Source organism: Streptomyces sp. TS71-3 (assembly GCF_018327685.1).
GTDB lineage: Bacteria > Actinomycetota > Actinomycetes > Streptomycetales > Streptomycetaceae > Streptomyces.
On record NZ_BNEL01000001.1, the window covers coordinates 4,337,542 to 4,356,851 of the forward strand.

General features: G+C 74.2%; 19 protein-coding genes. 12 read left to right on the forward strand and 7 right to left on the reverse strand.

The genetic code is table 11. The features are described 5' to 3' along the window. Window positions 1-87: 87 nt before the first annotated feature. Window positions 88-1,086, forward strand: a complete 999-nt coding sequence (locus tag Sm713_RS17540) for a small ribosomal subunit Rsm22 family protein (RefSeq protein ID WP_212910539.1) — start codon at window positions 88-90, stop codon at window positions 1,084-1,086. 311 nt (window positions 1,087-1,397) lie between these two features. Here the strand turns inward: Sm713_RS17540 and ddaH are convergent, their stop codons facing one another. Further along, window positions 1,398-2,252, reverse strand: a complete 855-nt coding sequence (gene ddaH / locus Sm713_RS17545) for a dimethylargininase (RefSeq protein WP_374195997.1) — start codon at window positions 2,250-2,252, stop codon at window positions 1,398-1,400. Between the two features lie 248 nt (window positions 2,253-2,500). Here ddaH and Sm713_RS17550 point away from each other — a divergent pair, with 248 nt between their 5' ends. The 4 genes from Sm713_RS17550 (at window position 2,501) to Sm713_RS17565 (ending at window position 7,099) form a co-directional block, all read left to right on the forward strand. Next, window positions 2,501-4,225 (forward strand): PP2C family protein-serine/threonine phosphatase, encoded by a 1,725-nt coding sequence (locus tag Sm713_RS17550; protein WP_212910540.1) that lies wholly within the window; start codon window positions 2,501-2,503, stop codon window positions 4,223-4,225. Next, complete coding sequence (locus Sm713_RS17555; RefSeq protein ID WP_212910541.1) at window positions 4,222-5,295, forward strand: B12-binding domain-containing protein; 1,074 nt, start codon at window positions 4,222-4,224, stop codon at window positions 5,293-5,295. Before Sm713_RS17550 ends, Sm713_RS17555 begins: the two co-directional genes overlap by 4 nt. Window positions 5,296-5,531: 236 nt before the next feature. Next, window positions 5,532-6,233, forward strand: a complete 702-nt coding sequence (locus Sm713_RS17560) for a TetR/AcrR family transcriptional regulator (RefSeq protein WP_212910542.1) — start codon at window positions 5,532-5,534, stop codon at window positions 6,231-6,233. Between the two features lie 149 nt (window positions 6,234-6,382). Then, window positions 6,383-7,099 carry a bifunctional DNA primase/polymerase gene (locus Sm713_RS17565; protein ID WP_212910543.1) on the forward strand — a complete coding sequence of 239 codons (717 nt, stop codon included), beginning with the start codon at window positions 6,383-6,385 and terminating at the stop codon, window positions 7,097-7,099. A 340-nt stretch (window positions 7,100-7,439) separates the two neighbouring features. Here the strand turns inward: Sm713_RS17565 and Sm713_RS17570 are convergent, their stop codons facing one another. The 4 genes from Sm713_RS17570 to efeO form a co-directional block, all read right to left on the reverse strand. Beyond that, window positions 7,440-8,354 (reverse strand): hypothetical protein, encoded by a 915-nt coding sequence (locus Sm713_RS17570; RefSeq protein WP_308293168.1) that lies wholly within the window; start codon window positions 8,352-8,354, stop codon window positions 7,440-7,442. Then, a complete protein-coding gene (gene efeU, locus Sm713_RS17575) occupies window positions 8,305-9,288 on the reverse strand; it encodes an iron uptake transporter permease EfeU (RefSeq protein WP_212910545.1) in 984 nt (327 codons plus the stop codon). Before efeU ends, Sm713_RS17570 begins: the two co-directional genes overlap by 50 nt. A 19-nt stretch (window positions 9,289-9,307) precedes the next feature. After that, complete coding sequence (efeB, locus tag Sm713_RS17580; RefSeq protein WP_212910546.1) at window positions 9,308-10,648, reverse strand: iron uptake transporter deferrochelatase/peroxidase subunit; 1,341 nt, start codon at window positions 10,646-10,648, stop codon at window positions 9,308-9,310. 104 nt (window positions 10,649-10,752) lie between these two features. Next, on the reverse strand, window positions 10,753-11,898 hold the full coding sequence (gene efeO / locus Sm713_RS17585) for an iron uptake system protein EfeO (RefSeq protein ID WP_212910547.1): 1,146 nt from the start codon (window positions 11,896-11,898) through the stop codon (window positions 10,753-10,755). A 326-nt stretch (window positions 11,899-12,224) separates the two neighbouring features. Here efeO and Sm713_RS17590 point away from each other — a divergent pair, with 326 nt between their 5' ends. The 4 genes from Sm713_RS17590 to Sm713_RS17605 all read left to right on the forward strand — a co-directional run bounded on the left by Sm713_RS17590 (window position 12,225) and on the right by Sm713_RS17605 (window position 15,573). Beyond that, window positions 12,225-13,004 carry a PhzF family phenazine biosynthesis protein gene (locus Sm713_RS17590; RefSeq protein ID WP_249416346.1) on the forward strand — a complete coding sequence of 260 codons (780 nt, stop codon included), beginning with the start codon at window positions 12,225-12,227 and terminating at the stop codon, window positions 13,002-13,004. 74 nt (window positions 13,005-13,078) lie between these two features. After that, window positions 13,079-13,612 carry a hypothetical protein gene (locus tag Sm713_RS17595; RefSeq protein WP_212910549.1) on the forward strand — a complete coding sequence of 178 codons (534 nt, stop codon included), beginning with the start codon at window positions 13,079-13,081 and terminating at the stop codon, window positions 13,610-13,612. A gap of 321 nt (window positions 13,613-13,933) precedes the next feature. After that, window positions 13,934-14,119, forward strand: coding sequence for a hypothetical protein (locus Sm713_RS17600; RefSeq protein WP_212910550.1), 186 nt, complete (start codon window positions 13,934-13,936; stop codon window positions 14,117-14,119). Then, a complete protein-coding gene (locus Sm713_RS17605) occupies window positions 14,116-15,573 on the forward strand; it encodes a SulP family inorganic anion transporter (protein ID WP_212910551.1) in 1,458 nt (485 codons plus the stop codon). Before Sm713_RS17600 ends, Sm713_RS17605 begins: the two co-directional genes overlap by 4 nt. 342 nt (window positions 15,574-15,915) lie before the next feature. Here the strand turns inward: Sm713_RS17605 and map are convergent, their stop codons facing one another. After that, a complete protein-coding gene (gene map, locus Sm713_RS17610; protein WP_212910552.1) occupies window positions 15,916-16,773 on the reverse strand; it encodes a type I methionyl aminopeptidase in 858 nt (285 codons plus the stop codon). A 103-nt stretch (window positions 16,774-16,876) separates the two neighbouring features. Here map and Sm713_RS17615 point away from each other — a divergent pair, with 103 nt between their 5' ends. From Sm713_RS17615 to Sm713_RS17625, 3 genes are all read left to right on the forward strand, one after another. Continuing rightward, window positions 16,877-17,086, forward strand: a complete 210-nt coding sequence (locus Sm713_RS17615) for a hypothetical protein (protein WP_212910553.1) — start codon at window positions 16,877-16,879, stop codon at window positions 17,084-17,086. 270 nt (window positions 17,087-17,356) lie between these two features. Further along, window positions 17,357-18,085, forward strand: a complete 729-nt coding sequence (npdG, locus tag Sm713_RS17620; protein WP_212910554.1) for an NADPH-dependent F420 reductase — start codon at window positions 17,357-17,359, stop codon at window positions 18,083-18,085. A 139-nt stretch (window positions 18,086-18,224) separates the two neighbouring features. Further along, window positions 18,225-18,431 (forward strand): hypothetical protein, encoded by a 207-nt coding sequence (locus tag Sm713_RS17625; RefSeq protein WP_212910555.1) that lies wholly within the window; start codon window positions 18,225-18,227, stop codon window positions 18,429-18,431. A gap of 52 nt (window positions 18,432-18,483) precedes the next feature. Here the strand turns inward: Sm713_RS17625 and Sm713_RS17630 are convergent, their stop codons facing one another. After that, window positions 18,484-19,293 (reverse strand): site-2 protease family protein, encoded by an 810-nt coding sequence (locus Sm713_RS17630; protein WP_212910556.1) that lies wholly within the window; start codon window positions 19,291-19,293, stop codon window positions 18,484-18,486. Between the last annotated feature and the right edge of the window lie 17 nt (window positions 19,294-19,310).

Here is a 19,310-nt window from a genome sequence, read left to right on the forward strand (position 1 = left end):
CGTTCCGCGCCTCCTCCCCGCGCCTCTCCCGCCGCCCCCGGACCTGGGCGGCGGGGTGCCGCGGGCCGCGCCCGTAGAATGCGGCCGATGAACGCGAACACGGTCGACGACGGGCTGCGGGTCGCATTGGACGGTGCCCTCGACGGCCTCGCGCCGCGCAGTGCCGCGGCGGCCGTCGGGCGGCTGATCGCCCAGTACCGGGGTCAGACCCCGACCGGCGCCCCGGTGCTCCGTGACCGTGCGGACGTCGTCGCCTACGCCGCCTACCGCATGCCGGCCACCTCCGCCGCGGCCCGTGCCGCGCTCGGCGCTCTCGCCTCCGCACTGCCCGGAGACTGGGCCCCGGACAGCCACCTCGACCTCGGCGGCGGCACCGGCGCCGCGATCTGGGCGGCGAACGACACGTGGGGCGCCGCGCGGCCCGTCACCGTGCTCGACTGGGCGGAGCCCGCCCTCGCCCTGGGCCGCGAGCTGGCGGCCGCCCACCCGCACCTGACGTCCGCCGACTGGCGCCGCGCCCGCCTCGGCGGCACGGCTCCGCTGCCCGCCGCGGGCCTGGTCACGCTCTCCTACGTACTGGGCGAGCTGACCGAGCGGGACCGCGACGCCGCCGTGACCGCCGCTGCCGGAGCCGGGCAGGCGGTGGTGGTCGTGGAGCCGGGCACTCCGGACGGCTACGAACGGGTGCTCGCCGCGCGGGAGGGGCTGATCCGAGCCGGCATGCGCGTCGCGGCACCCTGCCCGCACGGCGCAGACTGCCCCATCGCCCCCGGCACCGACTGGTGCCACTTCTCGGTGCGGGTCAGCAGGTCGGCCCTGCACCGGCAGGTCAAGGGCGGCTCGCTGCCGTACGAGGACGAGAAGTTCAGCTTCGTCGCGGCGGTACGGCCACCACTCGCACCCACCCCGGCCCCGGCCCGGGTGCTGCGCAGGCCGCAGATCCGCAAGGGCCACGTACTCCTGGACCTGTGCACCGAGGACGGCACCCTGACCAGAACGACGGTCACCAAACGGCAGGGCCCCGCTTACCGCGCCGCGCGGGACGCGTCGTGGGGGGATGCGTGGGAGCCACCGGAGACCACGTAGCCGGGCCGCCCAAGCGCTGTGGGGTCCGCTTACGGCTGGGGTGCACCACGGCGGACCCCAGGGGCGCGGGAACTGCGCGAGTAACCACGACGAACCGCCAGGGTGGCCACCGGCAGGTGGCAGGGCCACCACGGTGTGTGGAGTCCGCTTACGGCTGGGTGCACCACGGCGGACCCCAGGGGCGCGGGGATGGGGGTACCTCCCACGCCCTGAAGGCAGTGGGGGAGCGAGCAACCACGACGAACCCCAGGGTGGCCACCGGCCGAAAGCAACCGTGGAGAGCCGCAAGGCCACCGCCAGGTGGCGAGAGGCTAGGGCCGCACCCCCGGCCAACCGCACCCGTCAGGGCGCAACTCCAGGGTGCAGCACTTCACGCTGCCCCCACCCTTCAGCAACTCGCTCAGGTCGACCCCGACAGGGAGATACCCCCGCTCCCGCAACGCCTCCGCGAGCCCTACCGCGGCCTGCGGAAGCAGCACGTGCAGCCCGTCCGAGACAGCGTTGAGACCGAGCGCGGCGGCGTCCGCGTCCGACGCCACGAGCGCGTCGGGGAAGAGCCGGCGCAGCACCTCCCGGCTGCCCGCCGAGAAGGCCCCGGGGTAGTACATGATCTCGTCGGCCGCCTCGTCGAGTACGGCGAGCGCGGTGTCGAGGTGGTAGTAGCGCGGGTCGATCAGGTCGAGCCCGATCACCGGCCGGCCGAAGAACTCCTGTGCCTCGCCGTGGGAGAGCGGGCTCGCCCTGAAGCCGCGCCCCGCGAGGAGGTAGGAGGCGGTCACGGCGAAGTCGCCCTCGCCCTCGTTGATGTGCTCCGGCTCGCGGACCTCCGCGTACCCGTGCGCCCGGAACCACGCCAGGTGCGCCGCCGCCTCCAGGCTGCGCTGCCGGAAGGCGAACCGGGCGCCGAGCACCCGGCCGTCCACGACGGTCGCGCCGTTCGCCGCGAAGACCATGTCGGGCAGGCCGGGGACGGGCTCCAGCACCTCCACGGTGTGGCCGAGGGAGAGGTAGCGGTCGCGCAGGTCCCCCCACTGGGTGAGCGCGAGCGGGACGTCGACCGGCTTCGCCGGATCCATCCAGGGGTTGATGGAGTAGGTGACCTTGAAGTGTGCCGGTGGGCACATCAGATAGCGCCGGGGTGTGGCGCGCCGGGGCGGTCGGCTCAACGAGAGCTCCTCATGTACCGCAGGGACGTGTGAGGACCATGGTGGGGCGCGGAGCGCTGATGCGCAGGTGGGTCTGCCGAACGGATGACAGACATATCCGCGATCGTCGCTCTGGTGCTGATCCCGGAGGTTCACCGCGGGGAGGGAGCCGGGAGCCCCGCACGGTTAAAACCGGGAGCCCCGCACGGTTAAAATAGGACAAAGCCGATAGAACTCCTCGTCGGCGCCCCGGCCAGTGGGACACCGCCATGCGCTCTCCCCTCCACCCGCACCCGAGCGGCACGAGCGGCGGCCGCCCTGCGTCCGCGTGGGAGTCGGCGCCCTGCCCCGCCCTGGTCGTCGCCGCCTCCGGCACCGTCACCGCGCTGAACGCGGCAGCCGCCCGTCTGATGCCGGACGCGGTTCCCGGCGTGCGACTCGACGCGATCGCGCCCAGGTGGCTGGCCGTGGCACACCACGCCCTGCGGAGCACGTCGGAAACGGCCGACCCCGCCCGGACCGCCCCCGCCGTGCTCATCGCCGACCCCGCCGCCCGGGGAGAACTGGCCGGCCGGTTCTTCGAGGCCCGCCCCGCCCCGGCCGGCGACGGGGGCACGGTCTGGTGGCTGCTGGACGACACCGCCCGGCACCGCGCCGAGGAGGCCCTGGAACGCTCCGAGCGCGCCCTGCGCCGCGAGCGGGACCGCACCGCGTTCCTCGCCTGTTCGTCGCAGGCCCTGGCCACCGTCCTGAATGCCGACCGCTGCATGGAGGTCACCGCGCAGCTCGCCGCCGACCACCTCGCCGATGCCGCCGTGGTGATCGCCTCCGGCGGCCGGAGCCTGCTGCTGGCGTACGGCAGCGCGGGGCGGGCCGCGCGCCGCGACGAGACCGGGGCGCCGGCGGACCAGGTACCCGGCCTGAGCGAGGCGCTGTCCGCCTTCCCGCCGGCGCCCGCCCGCCGGATCGATGACGCGGCCCTGCCCGGGTGGGCCGTACCGCCCGGATTCCCGGGCCCCGCGGGTCCCGCCCTGCTCACGCCCATGCCCGGGCACGGCGGCACCGCGGGCGCCCTGCTCCTGCTGCGCCGGGCGGACCGGCCGCCCTTCACGGAGGAGGAGACGACGCTCGTCGGGCTGTTCGCGGCCCGCGCCGGCGCCGCGCTCGCCGTGGCCGGTGCCTACGCCGAGCAGGCCGCGGTGACCAGCACGCTGATGCGCGAGATCCTGCCGCCGCGGCTCGGCCCGGTCCGGGGCGTGGACTTCGCGGGCGGCTACCGCGCCGCGCACCGGACCGAACGCGTCGGCGGCGACTTCTACGACGTGCATCCCGGAAGCGGGGCGGGCAGCGAGACGCTCGCCGTGCTCGGCGACGTCTGCGGCAAGGGCCTGGACGCCGCCGTCCTCACCAGCAGGATCCGGACCACCGTGGAGGCCCTGCTGCCGATGGCAGGCGACCACATGCGCATGCTGCGCACCATCAACCGCACCCTGCTCGGCACCCCGGACACCTCCTTCGCCACGCTCGTCCTGGCCTCGGTGGCCCGCCGCGGCCGGCGCGTGCACCTGCGGCTGACCAGCGGCGGCCACCCTCCGCCACTGGTGGTATGGGCGGACGGCGCCGTGCGGGAGACCCGGACGCGGGGCACCCTGATCGGGGTCCTCGACGACATCGAGGCCGAACCGGACGAGGTCGACCTGGCGCCGGGGGAGACCTGCCTGCTCTTCAGCGACGGCATCACCGAGGCACGGGGCGGCCCGCTCGGGGGCGCCATGTTCGGCAGCGAGCGGCTGGCCGCCGGGCTCGGCGCCTGTGCCGGGATGCCCGCCGAGGCCGTCGTCGAGCACATCCAGATGCTGGCCGCCGAGTGGGTCGGCGAGAGCCGGCACGACGACATGGCCGTCCTCGCCGTCACGGCGCCCCCGCTCCCCGCCTGCGCGGCCGGGGCCGGGGCCGGCACGGCCGCGCCCCGGTCGGAGGCGAGCGGCGGGTGAGCGCCGTGGAAGGTCCCGCGGGGGAGCTGGCCGCCGCGCGCGAGGCGCTGTGGCACGCGGTGCGGCACGGCGACGAGCGTGCCGCGCGCGGAGCCGCCCTGACGGCCCTGGACGGCGGAGCATCCGCGGAGGACGTGCTGCTGGACGTGGTGGCCGCCGTCCAGCGCACGATCGGCGCCGAGTGGGCCGCCAACCGGATGACGGTGGCGCAGGAGCACGCGGCGACCGCGATCGACGACCACGTGGTCAGCGCCGTCGCCGCCCACCCGGCGGCAGCCGTCCCGGAGGAGCGGCGCGGCCGGATCACGGTCACCTGCGTGGACGGCGAGTGGCACGCGCTGCCCGCCCGGCTGCTGGCCGAGGTGCTGCGGCTGCGCGGCTGGCACGTCGACGACATCGGGAGCCAGGTTCCCGTGCGGCACCTCCTCGACCATCTGCACCGCACCGGCCCCGACGCCGTCGCCCTCTCCTCCTCCCTGCCCGTGCGGCTGCCCACCGCCCACGCCACCGTCGTCGGCTGCCAGGCCGCCGGCGTCCCGGTGCTGGCCGGCGGTGCAGGGTTCGGGGCCGACGGACGCTTCGCGCGGCTGCTCGGTGCCGACGTCTGGGCGCCCGACGCGCGGGCCGCGGCGGACCGGCTGGCCGGGGGACCGCCGCGGCTGCACCCGCTCGACGCCCACCGGCCCGTCGACGACCTGCCGGAGGCCGCCCGCCGGGAGCACGCCCTGCTCGTCCGGGACCGCGCGGACCTCGTGCGCCGGACCCTCGGCGGCCTGCGGGACCGCTTCCCCGCCCTGGGCGAGCGCACCGGTTCCCCGCAGCAGCAGTCCCTGGCCGAGGACGTCGCCCGTACCGTCGACTTCCTGGCCGCCGCGGTCTACACCGGCGACGACCCCGTGTTCACGGAGTTCACCGCCTGGCTGGTGGACATCCTCGCCGCTCGCGGGGCGCCCGCGGGCCTGGTGCCCGCGGCCGTCGACCTGCTGGGCGAGCAGCTCGCCGGCCGCGCCCGGGCGCCCGCCGTGCTCGGTGCGGCCCGCCGGGCACTCGACGGGCGGGACGCCGCCTGAGACCGGTGGGACCGTGGGCGTGCGCGCGCCTCCACGGCGTACCCCCAGCCGTCTTCCCGCGTGCCCTCCAACCGCCTCCCCGCGTGCCCTCCAGCCGCCTCCCCGCGTGCCCCCGGCCCGTCTTCCGGCGCGCCCCTCAGTCGTCTCCCCGCGTGCCCCCGGCCGTCTCCCGCGCACGCCCCGTACCGCACGCCCGGAGACGGACCGTCTCGGCTCGTCCGCTGTAGATTCGCCGTATGGCCTCCGCCCCGAAAGAGCCCGCCACCGGCACGTCAGCCCCCGCTCCCGCGCTCGCCCACGCGCCCGCCTCCGACGCCGGGCGCCGCGGCGAGCCCGATGCCGCGCGCCGCAGCGAGCGGTCCCGGCGCGCCATCCACGCCGCCGCCCTCTCGCTCGTCGCCGAGCTCGGCTATGCCAGGACCACCATCGAGGGCATCGCCGCCCGCGCCGGGGTGGGCAAGCAGACCATCTACCGGTGGTGGTCGTCGAAGGCGGAGGTGCTCTTCGAGGCGTTCGTGGAGTTCGGCGCGCAGGCCGCCGAGGAGGCGGGGGAAGCCGGGCAGGGGTCCGGCCCCCTGCCGGACACCGGCGATCTCGCGGCGGACCTGAAGACCGTGCTGCGGGCCACCGTGGACGGGCTGCTCGACCCGCGCTTCGAGCCGCCGGCGCGCGCCCTGGCCGCCGAGGGCCTCGTCAACGAGCAGCTCGGCCGGGCCCTCGTCGCCCGCGTGCTCGAACCGCAGCTGCAACGCCATGTGCAGCGGCTGGAGGCCGCCCGGGAGGCCGGCGACGTACGCCCCGACCTGGACCCGAGGATCGCCCTGGAGCTGTTCGTCTCGCCGCTCGCCCAGCGCTGGCTGCAGCACACCGGACCGCTCACCCACGACTACGCCGACACCCTCGTCGACTACGCACTGTACGGGCTGGTGCCCCGGTGACCCGCCCGGCCGGGGCCGACCGCACCCCGGATGCGGGCTTGGGCCACGCGCGGCGCAGGATGATGGGACGATGAAGAGGAACCTGCCGGCACGTCCGTGCGCACGAGGGCGGCGGGCGCCGGCCGGCAAGAGGGTGAGCGAGGGGATACATGGGCGCTGAGTTCGGCCGCAGGTCCGGCGGGCAGGGCAGGATCTCCCAGTGGTTGCGGCGCCGCCCCAAGGACACCGGGGACGACGTCGGACGCGCCGCCCTGCTGCTCGCCGCCGCCGGGGCCGGCCTGCCGCTCGCGCCCGCCGCCCATCCCTACGGCTACCGGTGTTCCTGCGACCGCGTCGGATGCCCGACGCCCGCCCGGCACCCCGTCTCGTTCGCCTGGCAGACCCAGTCCACGATGGACCTGGCGCAGGTCGAGCGGTGGATCGAGAGCCAGCCGGAGGCCAATTTCATCACCGCCACCGGCATGGTCCACGACGTCCTCGACGTCCCGGTGGAGGCCGGCCGCGCGGCGCTGGACCGGCTGCTCGGCGCCGGGGTCGAGGTGGGCCCGGTCGCGGACTCCGGGGACGGGCGGATGCTGTTCTTCACCCTGACCCGCGGCACGCCCGAGGACGAGGACGAGTGGTGGCCGTGCGAGCTCGACTGCCACCCCGAGACCGCGGACGAGCATCCGGGGCTGCGCTGGCACTGCCGCGGCTCGTACGTGCTCGTGCCGCCGGCCCGGCTGCCCGAGGGGAACTCCGTCGGCTGGGTGCGGGGGCCCGAGCATCCGCTGCCCGATCCGCTCTCGCTGCTTGAGGTGTTGACCGACGAGGCGGCGCGGTTCTCGGGGGACCCGATGTCGGTGGGGTGGCCCTTGAGGGGCTAGAGGGTGTTCCGGTGCGGTCAGCCGGAACGTGGTCGCGGTTGGCCATCTCGCCTCGGACCTGCGGTCGGCCCTTTCCCTGCCGGACCTGCGGTCCGGCACCCCTCCATGCGTGGGCTGTCCATCGTCTTGGGAACGTACGGTCGTGGGTGGTTGTTCGCGCAGTTCCCCGCGCCCCTGTGCGGACTTGCGGTCCGGCGCCCTCCCAAGGGGGCCTTTCCGTGGTCTCGGGATCACCCGGTCGTGATTCGTTGCTCGCTCCCCCACTGCCTCGAGGGCGTGGGGGTACCCCCATCCCCGCGCCCCTATAGGGCGCCGGGAGCCGCTTGGTGCGCTGGAACCGCTACTCGCCCTTTGCCGCCGTCAGGCCCTGGATCCGGCTGAGGATCCGGATCTGCGCGTCCCCGCCCTTCTTCGGGTCGAGCACCATCTGGTTGGAGATCCGCTCCAGGGTGATGGACTGCTTGACGTCGCCCGTCGTGAGGGCCTTCACGTCCGGAGGGACGTTCAGGGTCAGGGTCTTGGCGGCGGTCTCCTTCTCGTAGTGGCGGCTGGCGAAGAAGATCACCGCGCCCCCGTCCTTGGTGCGCAGCCCGACCGGGGCGAAGTCCCCGTCCGCCACCGGCTGGTCGATGTACTGGCGTGACACGCCGGGACGGCTGGCGTCCTTCTCGCGCTGGGCGCGCCAACCGCTGGTCTGGGCGCCGGGCGCGAAGCCGTCGCCGCCCTGCTGGAGGTAGGTCGTGTAGGCCTTGCTGAGCTGCCCGGGTGCCGTCGCGAGGTCCGGGGCGTCGCTCTTCACGGCCTCGGCCAGGCCGTCCTTGCCGACGGCGAACTCGGGGACGCGGGAGGGCGCGAGGACGGTCAGGTAGGACGCCTGCCAGAGCGCGTGCGGGCCGCTGCGGGTGAAGACCAGCAGCCAGCTGGAGTCCTGCGCGGGGTCGCCGTCCTGGTCGCCGTTGGTGTCCGCCTCCACCACGAAGAACTTCGGCCAGCCCGCCATCTTCGGGATGGTGTAGTGGGGGTCGGTGAGCTCCAGGTCGGTGTGGTCCGGGTTGCCCTGGGGGTTGTTGACGTGCTTGGCCTTCAGCCCGGCCTGGTTGATGGCGCCCAGCGCGCCCGTGACGCGGTCCGCGTCGAGAGCCGGGTCGTAGGCCTTGTCGGCCTTGTTGTAGGCCGTCACGAACGCCTTCAGGGCGCCGCTCGCGTCAGCCCTGGTCGCGGACGGAATGACCTCCCGCTCCCCGTGCACCGTCACGCACCCGGTCGTCGTCCACAGCGCCAGTCCCAGCGCCGCCGCCATCGCCGGCCGCTTCACCAGCCGCAACCCGCGCCTCGCCGGCGCCCGCAGAGTGTGCATCGGAACCCTTCACCTCGCCCTTCCCGGGCCCGAACCCTACCGGGCTGAGGAACACCGCGAGTGTGGGGACCAGATACACCAGCCAGATCCAGGCCTGAAGGACCGTCGGGTCCGGCTGGAAGTTGAACACGCCCTTCAGCAGCGTGCCGTACCAGCTGTCCGGCGGGACGGTGCCGCTGATGTCGAAGGCCAGGCTGTTCAGGCCGGGGAGGACGTTCGCCTCCTGGAGGTCGTGGAAACCGTAGGCCAGCACGCCGGCCGCCACGATCACCAGCATGCCGCCGGTCCAGGTGAAGAACTTGGCGAGGTTGATGCGGATCGCGCCCCGGTAGAACAGCCAGCCGAGCAGGACGGCGGTCAGCAGGCCGAGCACCACGCCGATCAGCGGGCCGTGCGTGCCGTCGCTGGAGGCGCGCACCGACGCCCAGACGAACAGCGCCGTCTCCAGGCCCTCCCGGCCCACCGCGAGGAAGGCGGTGACGACCAGGGCCGCGGTGCCCATCTGGAGCGCGCTGTCCAGCTTGCCGTGCAGCTCCGCGCGCAGGTGCCGGGCGGTGCGGCGCATCCAGAAGACCATCCAGGTCACCAGGCCGACCGCGACGATCGACAGCGAGCCGCCCAGGCCCTCCTGCGCCTCGAACGTCAGCTCCTGGGAGCCGAACGTCAGCGCGCATCCGAAGCCGAGCGCCAGCAGGATGGCCGCCGCGATGCCGGTCCACACCGGTCGCAGGGCGTCCCGGCGCCCGGTCTTGACCAGGTACGCGATGAGGATGCAGACGACGAGGCTGGCCTCCAGGCCCTCCCGCAGGCCGATCAGATAGTTGCCGAACATGGCACGTCCCCTCAGTCGCTCAGTTGCCGGCGTTGCCGAACAGCGTGCTGCCCCACCAGTCCCCGGCGTCCCGCACGCCCGGCGGGATCGCGAAGACGGCGGAGCCGACATGCTGGATGTACTCGTTCAGCGCGTCCTGCCGCGCCAGGTGCCGCTGCACCGTGATGAAGCCCTTGCGCACGTCCCGCTGGTAGGCGAGGAAGAACAGGCCCGCCTCCAGCCGGCCCAGGCCGTCGGTGCCGTCCGTGAAGGAGTAGCCGCGGCGCAGGATCGTCGCCCCGTTGTTGGAGTCCGGGTGCGCGAGCCGTACGTGCGCGGTGGGCTTCATCGCCGGCAGGAACGGTTCGTCGTGCTCCTTGGGCTTGCCCACCGGGGCGCCCTCGCGCTTGTCCCGGCCGAAGACGTCCTCCTGCTCCTGGAGCGAGGTGCGGTCCCAGGTCTCGATGTTCATCCGGATCCGGCGCGCCACCAGGTAGGAGCCGCCGGCCATCCAGTCCGTGCCGTCCTTGGCGCCCACCCAGACGTGCTCGTCGAGCCGCTTGGTCTCGTCGCTCGCGATGTTGCGGGTGCCGTCCTTGAAGCCCATCAGGTTGCGCGGGGTCTGCGCCCCGGGCGTCGTCGAGGAGGTCTTGCCGAAGCCGAGCTGGGACCAGCGGATCGCCACCGTGCCGAAGCCGATCCTCGCGAGGTTGCGGATCGCGTGCACCGCCACCTGGGGGTCGTCCGCGCAGGCCTGGACGCACAGGTCGCCGCCGCTGCGCGCCGGGTCCAGGTTGTCCCCGGGGAACTTCGGCAGGTCGACCAGCGCCTCGGGGCGCCGGTCCTTGAGGCCGAACCGTTCGAACAGCGAGGGCCCGAAGCCCAGCGTCAGGGTGAGCCGGGACGGCTTGAGCCCGACCGCCTCCCCGGTGTCGTCCGGGGGCGCCTCGGGCAGGCCGGCCGCCCCGTGGCCCACCGTGCGCCCGCCCGTCATCCGGGCCGCCGCGGCCGTCCAGTCCTTGAGCAGCTGGACGAACTCTTCCCTGTCGTCGGTCTTCACGTCGAACGCCGCGAAGTGCAGCCGGTCCTGGACGGGGGTGGAGACGCCGGCCTGGTGCGTCCCGTGGAACGCGACGGCCGCGGCCTCGGACGAGCCGCGGCCCCCGGAGTCGCCGGAGGTCACCGCCGCCGCGGCACCGCCCGCCGCCGCGGCCCCCAGGGCGAGGCCCGCGCCGCCCCAGCCGAGCAGGGAGCGCCGCGAGGGGGCGCCCGACCCGGACCCCGACCCGGACCCCGGCCCGGTCCCGGCGGTCTCGTCCCGGCCGGGGTGTGCCGCCCCGGCGCCCTGCTCACCGTCGCTTGCCGCGACATGTTCCGTCATGGCCGGCTCCTGCCTGATGAACTCGGTTCCTGCTCGGTGTGGGGGCCCTTCGCGCGGGCGCCGGCGGGCGGCCACCCGCCGGCGCGGGCACGCGGCGCCGCACGCTACGAGGCGACGACCGTGGCGGCCAGCTTGGACAGCGGCTCCGCCAGGGCGTTCACCGAGTCGGACAGCTGCTTGCGGTCCGACTCGCCCACCTTGTCGTACGACTTGTACGCGTACGAACCCGGGGCCCCCGTCCGGTAGCCGTCGAGCAGCTCGTTCAGCGACGCGAACTGCTTGTCCAGCTCCTTGGTGAGCGCCGCGTCGTGCTTGGCGGCCACCGGCTTCAGCAGCTCGTACGCCTTCTGGGCGCCCTCCACGTTGGCCTTGAAGTCGACCAGGTCGGTGTGCGAGTAGCGGTCCTCCTCGCCGGTGACCTTGCCGGTGGCCACCTCGTCGAGGAGTTCCTTGGCGCCGTTGGCCATCGAGGTCGGGCTGATCACGGCCTTGCCGACGCGCTGCTGCCAGTCCGTCAGGTCGGTCACCAGCTGGCCGGCGAGCGCCTTCTCGGCGGGGCCGATCTTCTTGTCCTGCCAGAGGGCCTTCTCCAGGCGGTGCCAGCCGGTCCACTTCTGGCCGGACTCCAGGCCGTCCGCGCGGGTGTCCACCTTCGGGTCGATGTCGCCGAAGGACTCGGCGACCGGCTCGGTGCGCTCCCAGCCGATGCGCGAGGGCGCGTACGCCTTCTTCGCCGCCTCCAGGTCGCCCCGCTTGATCGCGTCCGTGAACACCTTCACCTTGGGCAGCGTCTGGTCCGCCTGGTCCTGGGCGTACTCGCGGTACGCGGCGACCGCCCCGTCCGCCTGCGGGTCGCGCTTGGCGCTGCCGGCGCCGCCGGTCACGGTGAACTTCTGCCGGACGCCGTGGCCCTTCATCCCTGGCCGGCAGGCGATCTCGTACGAGCCGGGCTTGATCTCCGCGGTCAGGGTGTAGTGGGTGCCGGGGCCTATGTTCTCCTTCTCGGAGACGATCCGGTCGTCCGGGAAGAGGATCTCCACCTCGGTCGACTTGGAGCCCTTGTTGTCGATCGAGAGCGTGACCTGGCCCGCCGGGGCCTGCTTGGCGGAGGTGTCGCAGCTGCTGTCCGCGGCCGTGACCTTGATGGCGTTGCCGCTGTCGGCATCGCTCTTCGCCGTGCATCCCGTGGCGCAGGCCAGCGCCACTGCGGCGGTTGCGGCGGTGACGACGGAGACTCTGACGGCTCGCATACGGGCTCCTGGGGCGGGTTGGTGACCGCTCAGCGGCGGACCGCTCGACGATGGACGGTATCCGGACGGATAGTGAGGCATACCTAAGTTATCTGAGGCTTACCTGAGTAACACCAGGGGGTGCAGTGATTCACCTCTCATGAAGGCCGGATGGATGCCCTTGGATCGCCCTCAGGTCAAGGTCACCCCAAAGAGTGGTTATGGGAAGGTCAAACGATCGTGATTCGGTCAGCCTTGCCGGCGCCCCCGCGCGCACGCTCCGCGCCGGCCCCGCAAGCGCGGACCGGGGCGCGAGGGCCGTGCCACACGGGTGCTTCAATGCCCCGGTGAGCGAACACCGCCTGCTGGACGCCGTCCGCGGCGCCGGCGTCCTCGACGTGCTGCGGGTCTTCTGCGGGCCCGACGGCCGCCACGGCAACCGCCTCGCGATCGTCCGGGACGGCTCGGCCGTGTCCCTGCCCGCCGAGCGGCAGGAGATGGCCGCACGGCTGGGCTTCGGCGAGACGGTCTTCGTCGACGACCCCGAGCGGGGCACCATCGACATCTACACCCCCACCGTCCGGCTGCCGTTCGCCGTCCATCCCTGCGTCGGCGCGGCCTGGCTCCTCGATCTGCCCGAACTCGTCACCTCCGCGGGCGTGGTCGGCGCCAGGGCCGACGGCGAGTTCAGCTGGATCGAGGCCCGCCCCGAATGGGCCTTCGGGGCGCCGCCCCTGCGCCCGGAGCACGCGGGGAGCACGCTGCACACCTGCCCGTCCGCCGCCGACGTGGACGCGCTGCCCGTCCCGGAGCCCCCGCCCGCCCCACGAGCCGGCGGCTGGGTGTACGCCTGGGCCTGGGAGGACGAGCCCGCGGGACTGGTACGCGCCCGTGGCTTCGCCGGCCGCGCCGGCGACGCCCTCCACGGGGAGGACACCGCCTACGAGGAACACGAGGCGACCGGCACCGCGGCCCTGCTGCTCACCGCGGAACTGGGCCGCGCCCTCAACATACGGCAGGGCCGCGGCTCCCAGATCCTCACGGCGCCGGGGCCCGAAGGGTGGATCGAGATGGGCGGACGGGTGGTCCTTGAGCGCCCCGGTGCCGCGCCGTCTCACGCCCCCTGACCTGGGACGGTGAGGACCAGGCGCCGGTCGTGGCGCGATTGCGACGGCGCCTCTGGTTGTGATGACTTGGTGTCATGCAAGGTGTGCGCAGCGGCGGCGGCCGGGCGACCGGCAAGGGCCCGCGGAAGCGCGGAGCCACGCCGTCACCGGACATCGTCGGGTACGCCCATCGCATCGTCGGGCACGCACATCGGGGGTATGACGGCATGGCCAGGACCGCGGCTGCCCGCGTCCTCCTCGCGGTGGCGAGCGCGCTACTGCTGCTGATCGCCGGCTGCGCCACCGGCGCGGCCACGGCGGGAGCCGCCACGGCCACCACCACCCAGGGTCCCGCGAGCGGAGGAAGCGGCGGCGGAGCCGGGGGCGGCGCGAGCCGCTCCGGCGCCGAGGGCGAGCTGGTCAAGGACGACGCCGTCCGCACCGGCAGCCCCGCACGCCGCCGGGACGGCTCGGACGCCCCCCACGCCCCCGGCCGCGGCTTCCAGGCGCGCGGCGCCGACGAACACGGGGGCGACGCGCAGCGGCCCCTTCCGCGCCACCGCACGGCCCCGTCCCGCGGCACGCCAGCGGCGCAACGCGCCACCCTTCTCCAGGTCTTCCGCCGCTGACGGCCCCCTGCCGGCCGGGCGCCCCGCACGACGCCCACGGCCGCACACGGGCCGGCGTGCCCGCCCGCCAGGACCGGTCCGACGACGCCCCGGTCCACCGTGCGCGTGTGCCCGTCCGCCCTCTGGCGACACCTTTCCCGTCTCTCCCGTCTCTCCCGTAACGAGGCGCCCGCCGCACGGCGGTGCGCGCTGGAGGCACACACCATGCAGCCACCCCTCGCTCACGCACGCCCACACGGGCGTGCCCGTTCCCTCCACTCCGGGGCCGCGGGCCGGCCCGGAACCACGTTCCGGCCCGGGGCGGCGCCCCGCACTCGGGCCATGTCCGGCCCGGCCGACGGGGTCCGGCCCGGAGACCGCCTCGCCCACCTCGGGGACCGCTCCGGCGCGCCAGGTCGCCGCGGGCCCCGGCCCCGCCCCCGTGCCGCCGCGGTGCTCGCGGCCGGGACCCCCGTCCGCACCGCCCCGGCCCGCACGCCGGACGCCGACCTGGGCGGGGCGCCGTGACGCGCCGGCCGAACGCCGCGTTCTGGCGGCAGGACTTCGCCGCGTCGTGGGTGGTCTTCCTGGTGGCCCTGCCGCTCTGCGTGGGCGTCGCGGTCGCCTCCGGGGTGCCGGCCGAGCTCGGCCTGATCACCGGGATCGTGGGCGGCCTCGTCACCGGCCTGCTGCCCGGCAGCAGCCTCCAGGTGTCGGGGCCGGCGGCGGGCCTGACCGTCCTGGTCTTCGAGGCCGTGCACTCCCACGGCCTGTCCGTGCTCGGCGCCGTGGTCCTCGCCACCGGGCTGCTCCAGCTGCTGCTGGGCGCTCTCGGCTGGGGCCGCTGGTTCCGGGCGATCTCGGTGTCGGTGGTCGAGGGCATGCTCGCCGGCATCGGGCTCGTGCTGATCGCCGGGCAGCTCTACTCCATGACGGGCGCCAAGGCCCCGGACTCCGGCCCCGGCAAGATCCTCGGGCTGCCCGGGATGATCGCCGGCGCGGTGGGCTCCGCACCCGCCACGGCCTCCCTGCTGCTCGGCGTGGCCACCATCGCGGTGCTGGTGCTCTGGGACCGGCTGCCCGCCAGGGTGCGCGCGGTGCCCGGTCCGCTGGCCGCCGTCGCCCTGGCGACGGTCGCCTCGCTCGCCCTCGGCCTGCCGGTGGCCGAGGTACGGGTGGGCGAGCTGCTCGACGCCGTGCAGCCGCCCGGCCTCGCCGACCTCGGCAGGTTCGCGGACCCGGCCCTGCTCGGCACCGTCCTCGCCTTCACGCTGATCGCCTCGGCGGAGAGCCTGTTCAGCGCGGCGGCCGTGGACCGGATGCACCACGGGCCGCGCACCCACTACAACCGCGAACTGATGGCCCAGGGCGCCGGCAACACGGTCTGCGGGCTGCTGGGCGCGCTGCCGATGACCGCGGTGATCGTCCGCAGCTCGGCCAACGTGCGGGCGGGGGCGCGCACCAAGGCCTCGCGCGTGCTGCACGGCGTCTGGCTGCTGCTGTTCGCGGTGCTGCTGCCGTCGGCGCTCACCCTGATCCCGCTGCCGGCGCTCGCGGGCGTCCTCGTGCACGCCGGGTTCAAGCTGATCCCGCTGAGGCAGGTGGCGCGCCTGTGGCGGGAGCGCCGCGGCGAGCTGCTGATCCTGGCCGTCACCGCGGTGTCCATCGTGATGGTGAACATGTTCGAGGGCGTGCTCATCGGCCTCGGGCTGGCCGTGGCCAAGTCGGCCTGGGAGGCCTCGCAGGTCCGCCTGGAGGTCACCGACAAGGGCGCCGGGCCGATCCAGGTGCGGCTGCTGGGCAACGCGACGTTCCTGCGGCTGCCGAAACTCCTTGAGGGCCTGGAGGCACTGCCAGCGGACCGCCCGGTCGACCTCGACCTGTCGGGCCTGCACCACCTGGACCACGCCTGCCGCACGGCACTGGAGGCATGGGCCCAGCGACACGGCGCGGCGGGCACGGTGCCGGTGACGATCACCTAGCGGCCACCCCGGCCGGCAGATGCACGCGAGGTTCCTCGCGCCCCGACAGGGGCGCGGGGAACTGCGCGAGCAACCAGCCACCTGCCGGTGGTCCGGCTGCGACCGCATCTGCCCCCTCGGGACGGTGACGACCCGACCGTCTCGTCGTGGCTTGTCGCGCAGTTCCCGCGCCCCTTGAAGGCGGGGCCGATCAGGGGCGGGGGCCGTGTCCTGGGGGTACCTCCCACGCTCTTGAGGCAGTGGGGGAGGCTCCGCCGCGTGGGCGCGACAAGCCGCCGCGAGACCGGTACCGCCCATGCGACGGAGCCGCACCGGGGCCGGCGCCCCCGGCGGGGCGCGCGCTCACGGCAGCGTAAGGATCTCCGCCCCCGCCCCCGTGACGACGAGCGTGTGCTCGAACTGCGCCGTGCGCTCGCGGTCCTTGGTGACGACCGTCCACCCGTCGTCCCAGGTCTCGTACTCGTACGTGCCGAGCGTCAGCATCGGCTCGATGGTGAAGGTCATCCCGGGCTGTATCACCGTCGTCGCGCCGGGGTGGTCGTAGTGCGGGATGATCAGCCCGGAGTGGAACGAGCTGTTGATGCCGTGCCCGGTGAAGTCCCGCACCACCCCGTACCCGAAGCGCTTCGCGTACGACTCGATGACGCGGCCGATCACGTTGATCTGCCGGCCGGGCTTGACCGCCTTGATCGCGCGGCTCAGCGCCTCCCTGGTGCGCTCCACCAGCAGCCGGGAGGGCTCGTCGACGTCCCCGACGAGGTAGGTCGCGTTGGTGTCGCCGTGCACGCCGCCGATGTACGCCGTGACGTCCAGGTTCACGATGTCGCCGTCCCGCAGCACCGTCGAGTCGGGGATGCCGTGGCAGATGACCTCGTTGACCGACGTGCACAGGGACTTGGGGAAGCCGCGGTAGCCGAGCGTGGACGGGTAGGCGCCGTGGTCGCACATGTACTCGTGACCGATGCGGTCCAGCTCGTCGGTGGTCACCCCCGGCGCGATGGCCTTGGCGGCCTCCGCCATGGCCCGGGCGGCGATCCGGCTCGCGGTCCGCATGAGCTCGACCGTCTCGTCGTCCTGGACCTCGGAACCGGTGTACGGCGTGGGGGCGGGCTTGCCCACGTACTCGGGGCGGCGGATGCTTCCCGGGACGGAACGGGTGGGAGAGAGCTCCCCTGGTACGAGCAGTGACTGGCCAGACATGTCAGCGAGTGTATCCAGCGGTTCGGGGGCACCATGGCGGCTGGACGTGACGTCGAAGCGGGATCGAGCCGAGTACGGGTGGACCGAGGATGAGGAGCCTGGGATGGCCGTGTTCAGGAAGCGCCCGACGGGAAAGCCGGGCGAGTGGTACTACTGCATCAAGCATCACAAGGTGGAGGAGGGTCCCGAGTGCCCGGCCAAGAACCGGCTGGGGCCCTATGCCACGCGCGAGGAGGCCGCTCGGGCCCTTGAGACGGTGTCCGACCGGAACCGCGAGTGGGACACGGATCCCCGGTGGGGCGACGAGTCCTGACGGTCTTCGCGCCCTGTCGCGGCGGGCGCGGGTCACCAGGGCTGCTGCTGCGGCGGCGTCAGGTGATCCGCGCCTCCCGCGGCAATGCGACCCGTACGGCATCCATGGCTCCGTAGGGTGCCGCCGTGTCCGCCGTCACAGCGGGCGTTCGGCGGACGGGTCGCCCGTTACGGGCACCGCTCGCACCCGTGGACGAATCGGGACGGGCAGGGGCCGGGGATGCCGAGGGTCCCCGCTGCCACCCGACCCGCCAGCGCTTAGGCTCACCTCATGACTTCCCCCGACGCCTCGACGCCCCCAGCCGACGCTCCCGCGCCCAAGCCCGCCGCCAAGGACCCGTGGGACCTGCCCGACGTGTCCGGCCTGGTGGTCGGGGTGCTCGGCGGCACCGGAGACCAGGGTCGCGGACTCGCCTACCGGCTGGCGCGCGCCGGGCAGCAGGTGATCATCGGATCCCGGTCCGCGGACCGGGCCGCGGCCGCGGCCCAGGAGCTGGGCTCCGGAGTACAGGGCGCGGAGAACGCCGAGTGCGCGCGGCGCAGCGACATCGTGATCGTCGCCGTCCCGTGGGACGGTCACGCCAAGACCATCGAATCGCTCCGCGAGGAACTCGCCGGCAAGCTCGTCGTGGACTGCGTCAACCCGCTCGGCTTCGACAAGAAGGGCGCCTACGCCATCGTCCCCGAAGAGGGCAGCGCCGCCGAGCAGGCCGCCGCCCTGCTGCCCGACTCGCGCGTCACGGCCGCCTTCCACCACCTCTCGGCGGTGCTGCTCCAGGACCCGGCCGTGGAGAGCATCGACACGGACGTGATGGTGCTGGGCGAGTCCCGCGCCGACACCGACCTCGTGCAGGCACTGGCGGCCCGGATCCCCGGCATGCGCGGCGTCTTCGCCGGGCGGCTGCGCAACGCCCACCAGGTCGAGTCGCTGGTCGCCAACCTGATCTCCGTCAACCGCCGTTACAAGGCCCACGCGGGCCTGCGCGTGACGGACGTCTAGGCGCGCGACCCCGGTGCACGGCCACCCTTCCCCGCCGCGCCGCCACCGGCCCGGCGGGCGGGTGGCGGCGGGTCATGGGGGACACTGGTCGGACCCGGCATCCCGTGCCCGACCCCGCACCGGACAGGAGTCCACCGCCATGCCCCGCCTCGCCCGCTACGCCCTCGTCGTCTGTGCCCTCGCCGTCGCCGCAGCCGTGGTCTCCTTCGCGAAGGGGAGCTGGATCGGCGTGGTCTGGGTGCTGCTGGCCGGGGTCTGCTCGAACATGGCCTGGTACTACATGCGGCGCACGAAGGCCGGCCGCGGCGGGGCGGGGACCGGCCGCGGCGGCGCGCCGGCGGCCTGATCCCCCGTCATCCCGCGTTCCTGCCGCAGGCGTTCCCGCGGCCGGGGCGGCGTCAGCCGTTCAGCGGCGGGATGACCGACGTGCCCTGCCAGAAGCGGTAGAGCTGCTGGCCCCAGTAGGTGTCCCACGGGTGGACGCCCAGCGCCCGCAGCACGGCGTCGACCGCGTCGAAGAAGACGCCGTTGATCGAGGGGATCCAGAGCAGGGCGAAGACGGCGAGCATCCCGAACGGCGCGAACGGCTCCACCTGCCTGCGCACCCCGTACGACAGCCAGGGCTCCAGCACCCCGTAGCCGTCCAGGCCGGGCACCGGGAGGAAGTTGAGGATCGCGGCCGTCACCTGGAGCAGGGCGAGGAAGCCGAGGGCGTAGCGGAAGGTGTCCGGCACGCCGTCGAGTGCGCCGAGCCAGAAGGGGGCCGTGCAGACGATCGCGAAGAGGACGTTCGTCAGCGGGCCCGCGGCCGAGATCAGGCTGTGCCGCCAGCGGCCCCGGATCCGGCCCCGCTCGATGAACACCGCACCGCCGGGCAGCCCGATCCCGCCCATGATCAGAAAGAGCACCGGCAGGACGATGCTGAGCACCGCGTGGGTGTACTTCATGGGGTTGAGCGTGAGGTAGCCCTTGGAGCCGACGGAGATGTCGCCGCTGTGCAGGGCGGTGCGGGCGTGCGCGTACTCGTGCAGGCACAGGGAGACGACCCAGGCCGCGGTGACGAAGACGAAGACGGCGACGCCCGCGGCGTTGCCGCTGCCGGAGCCCGTCCAGGCGGCCCAGCCCGCGACCGCCATGACGGCCACGATGCCGAGGAAGACGGGGCTGATCCTCCGCTCGCCCGGGCGGCGGGTGGTGGCGGTCGTCATGAGGCAGGTCTCCAGTG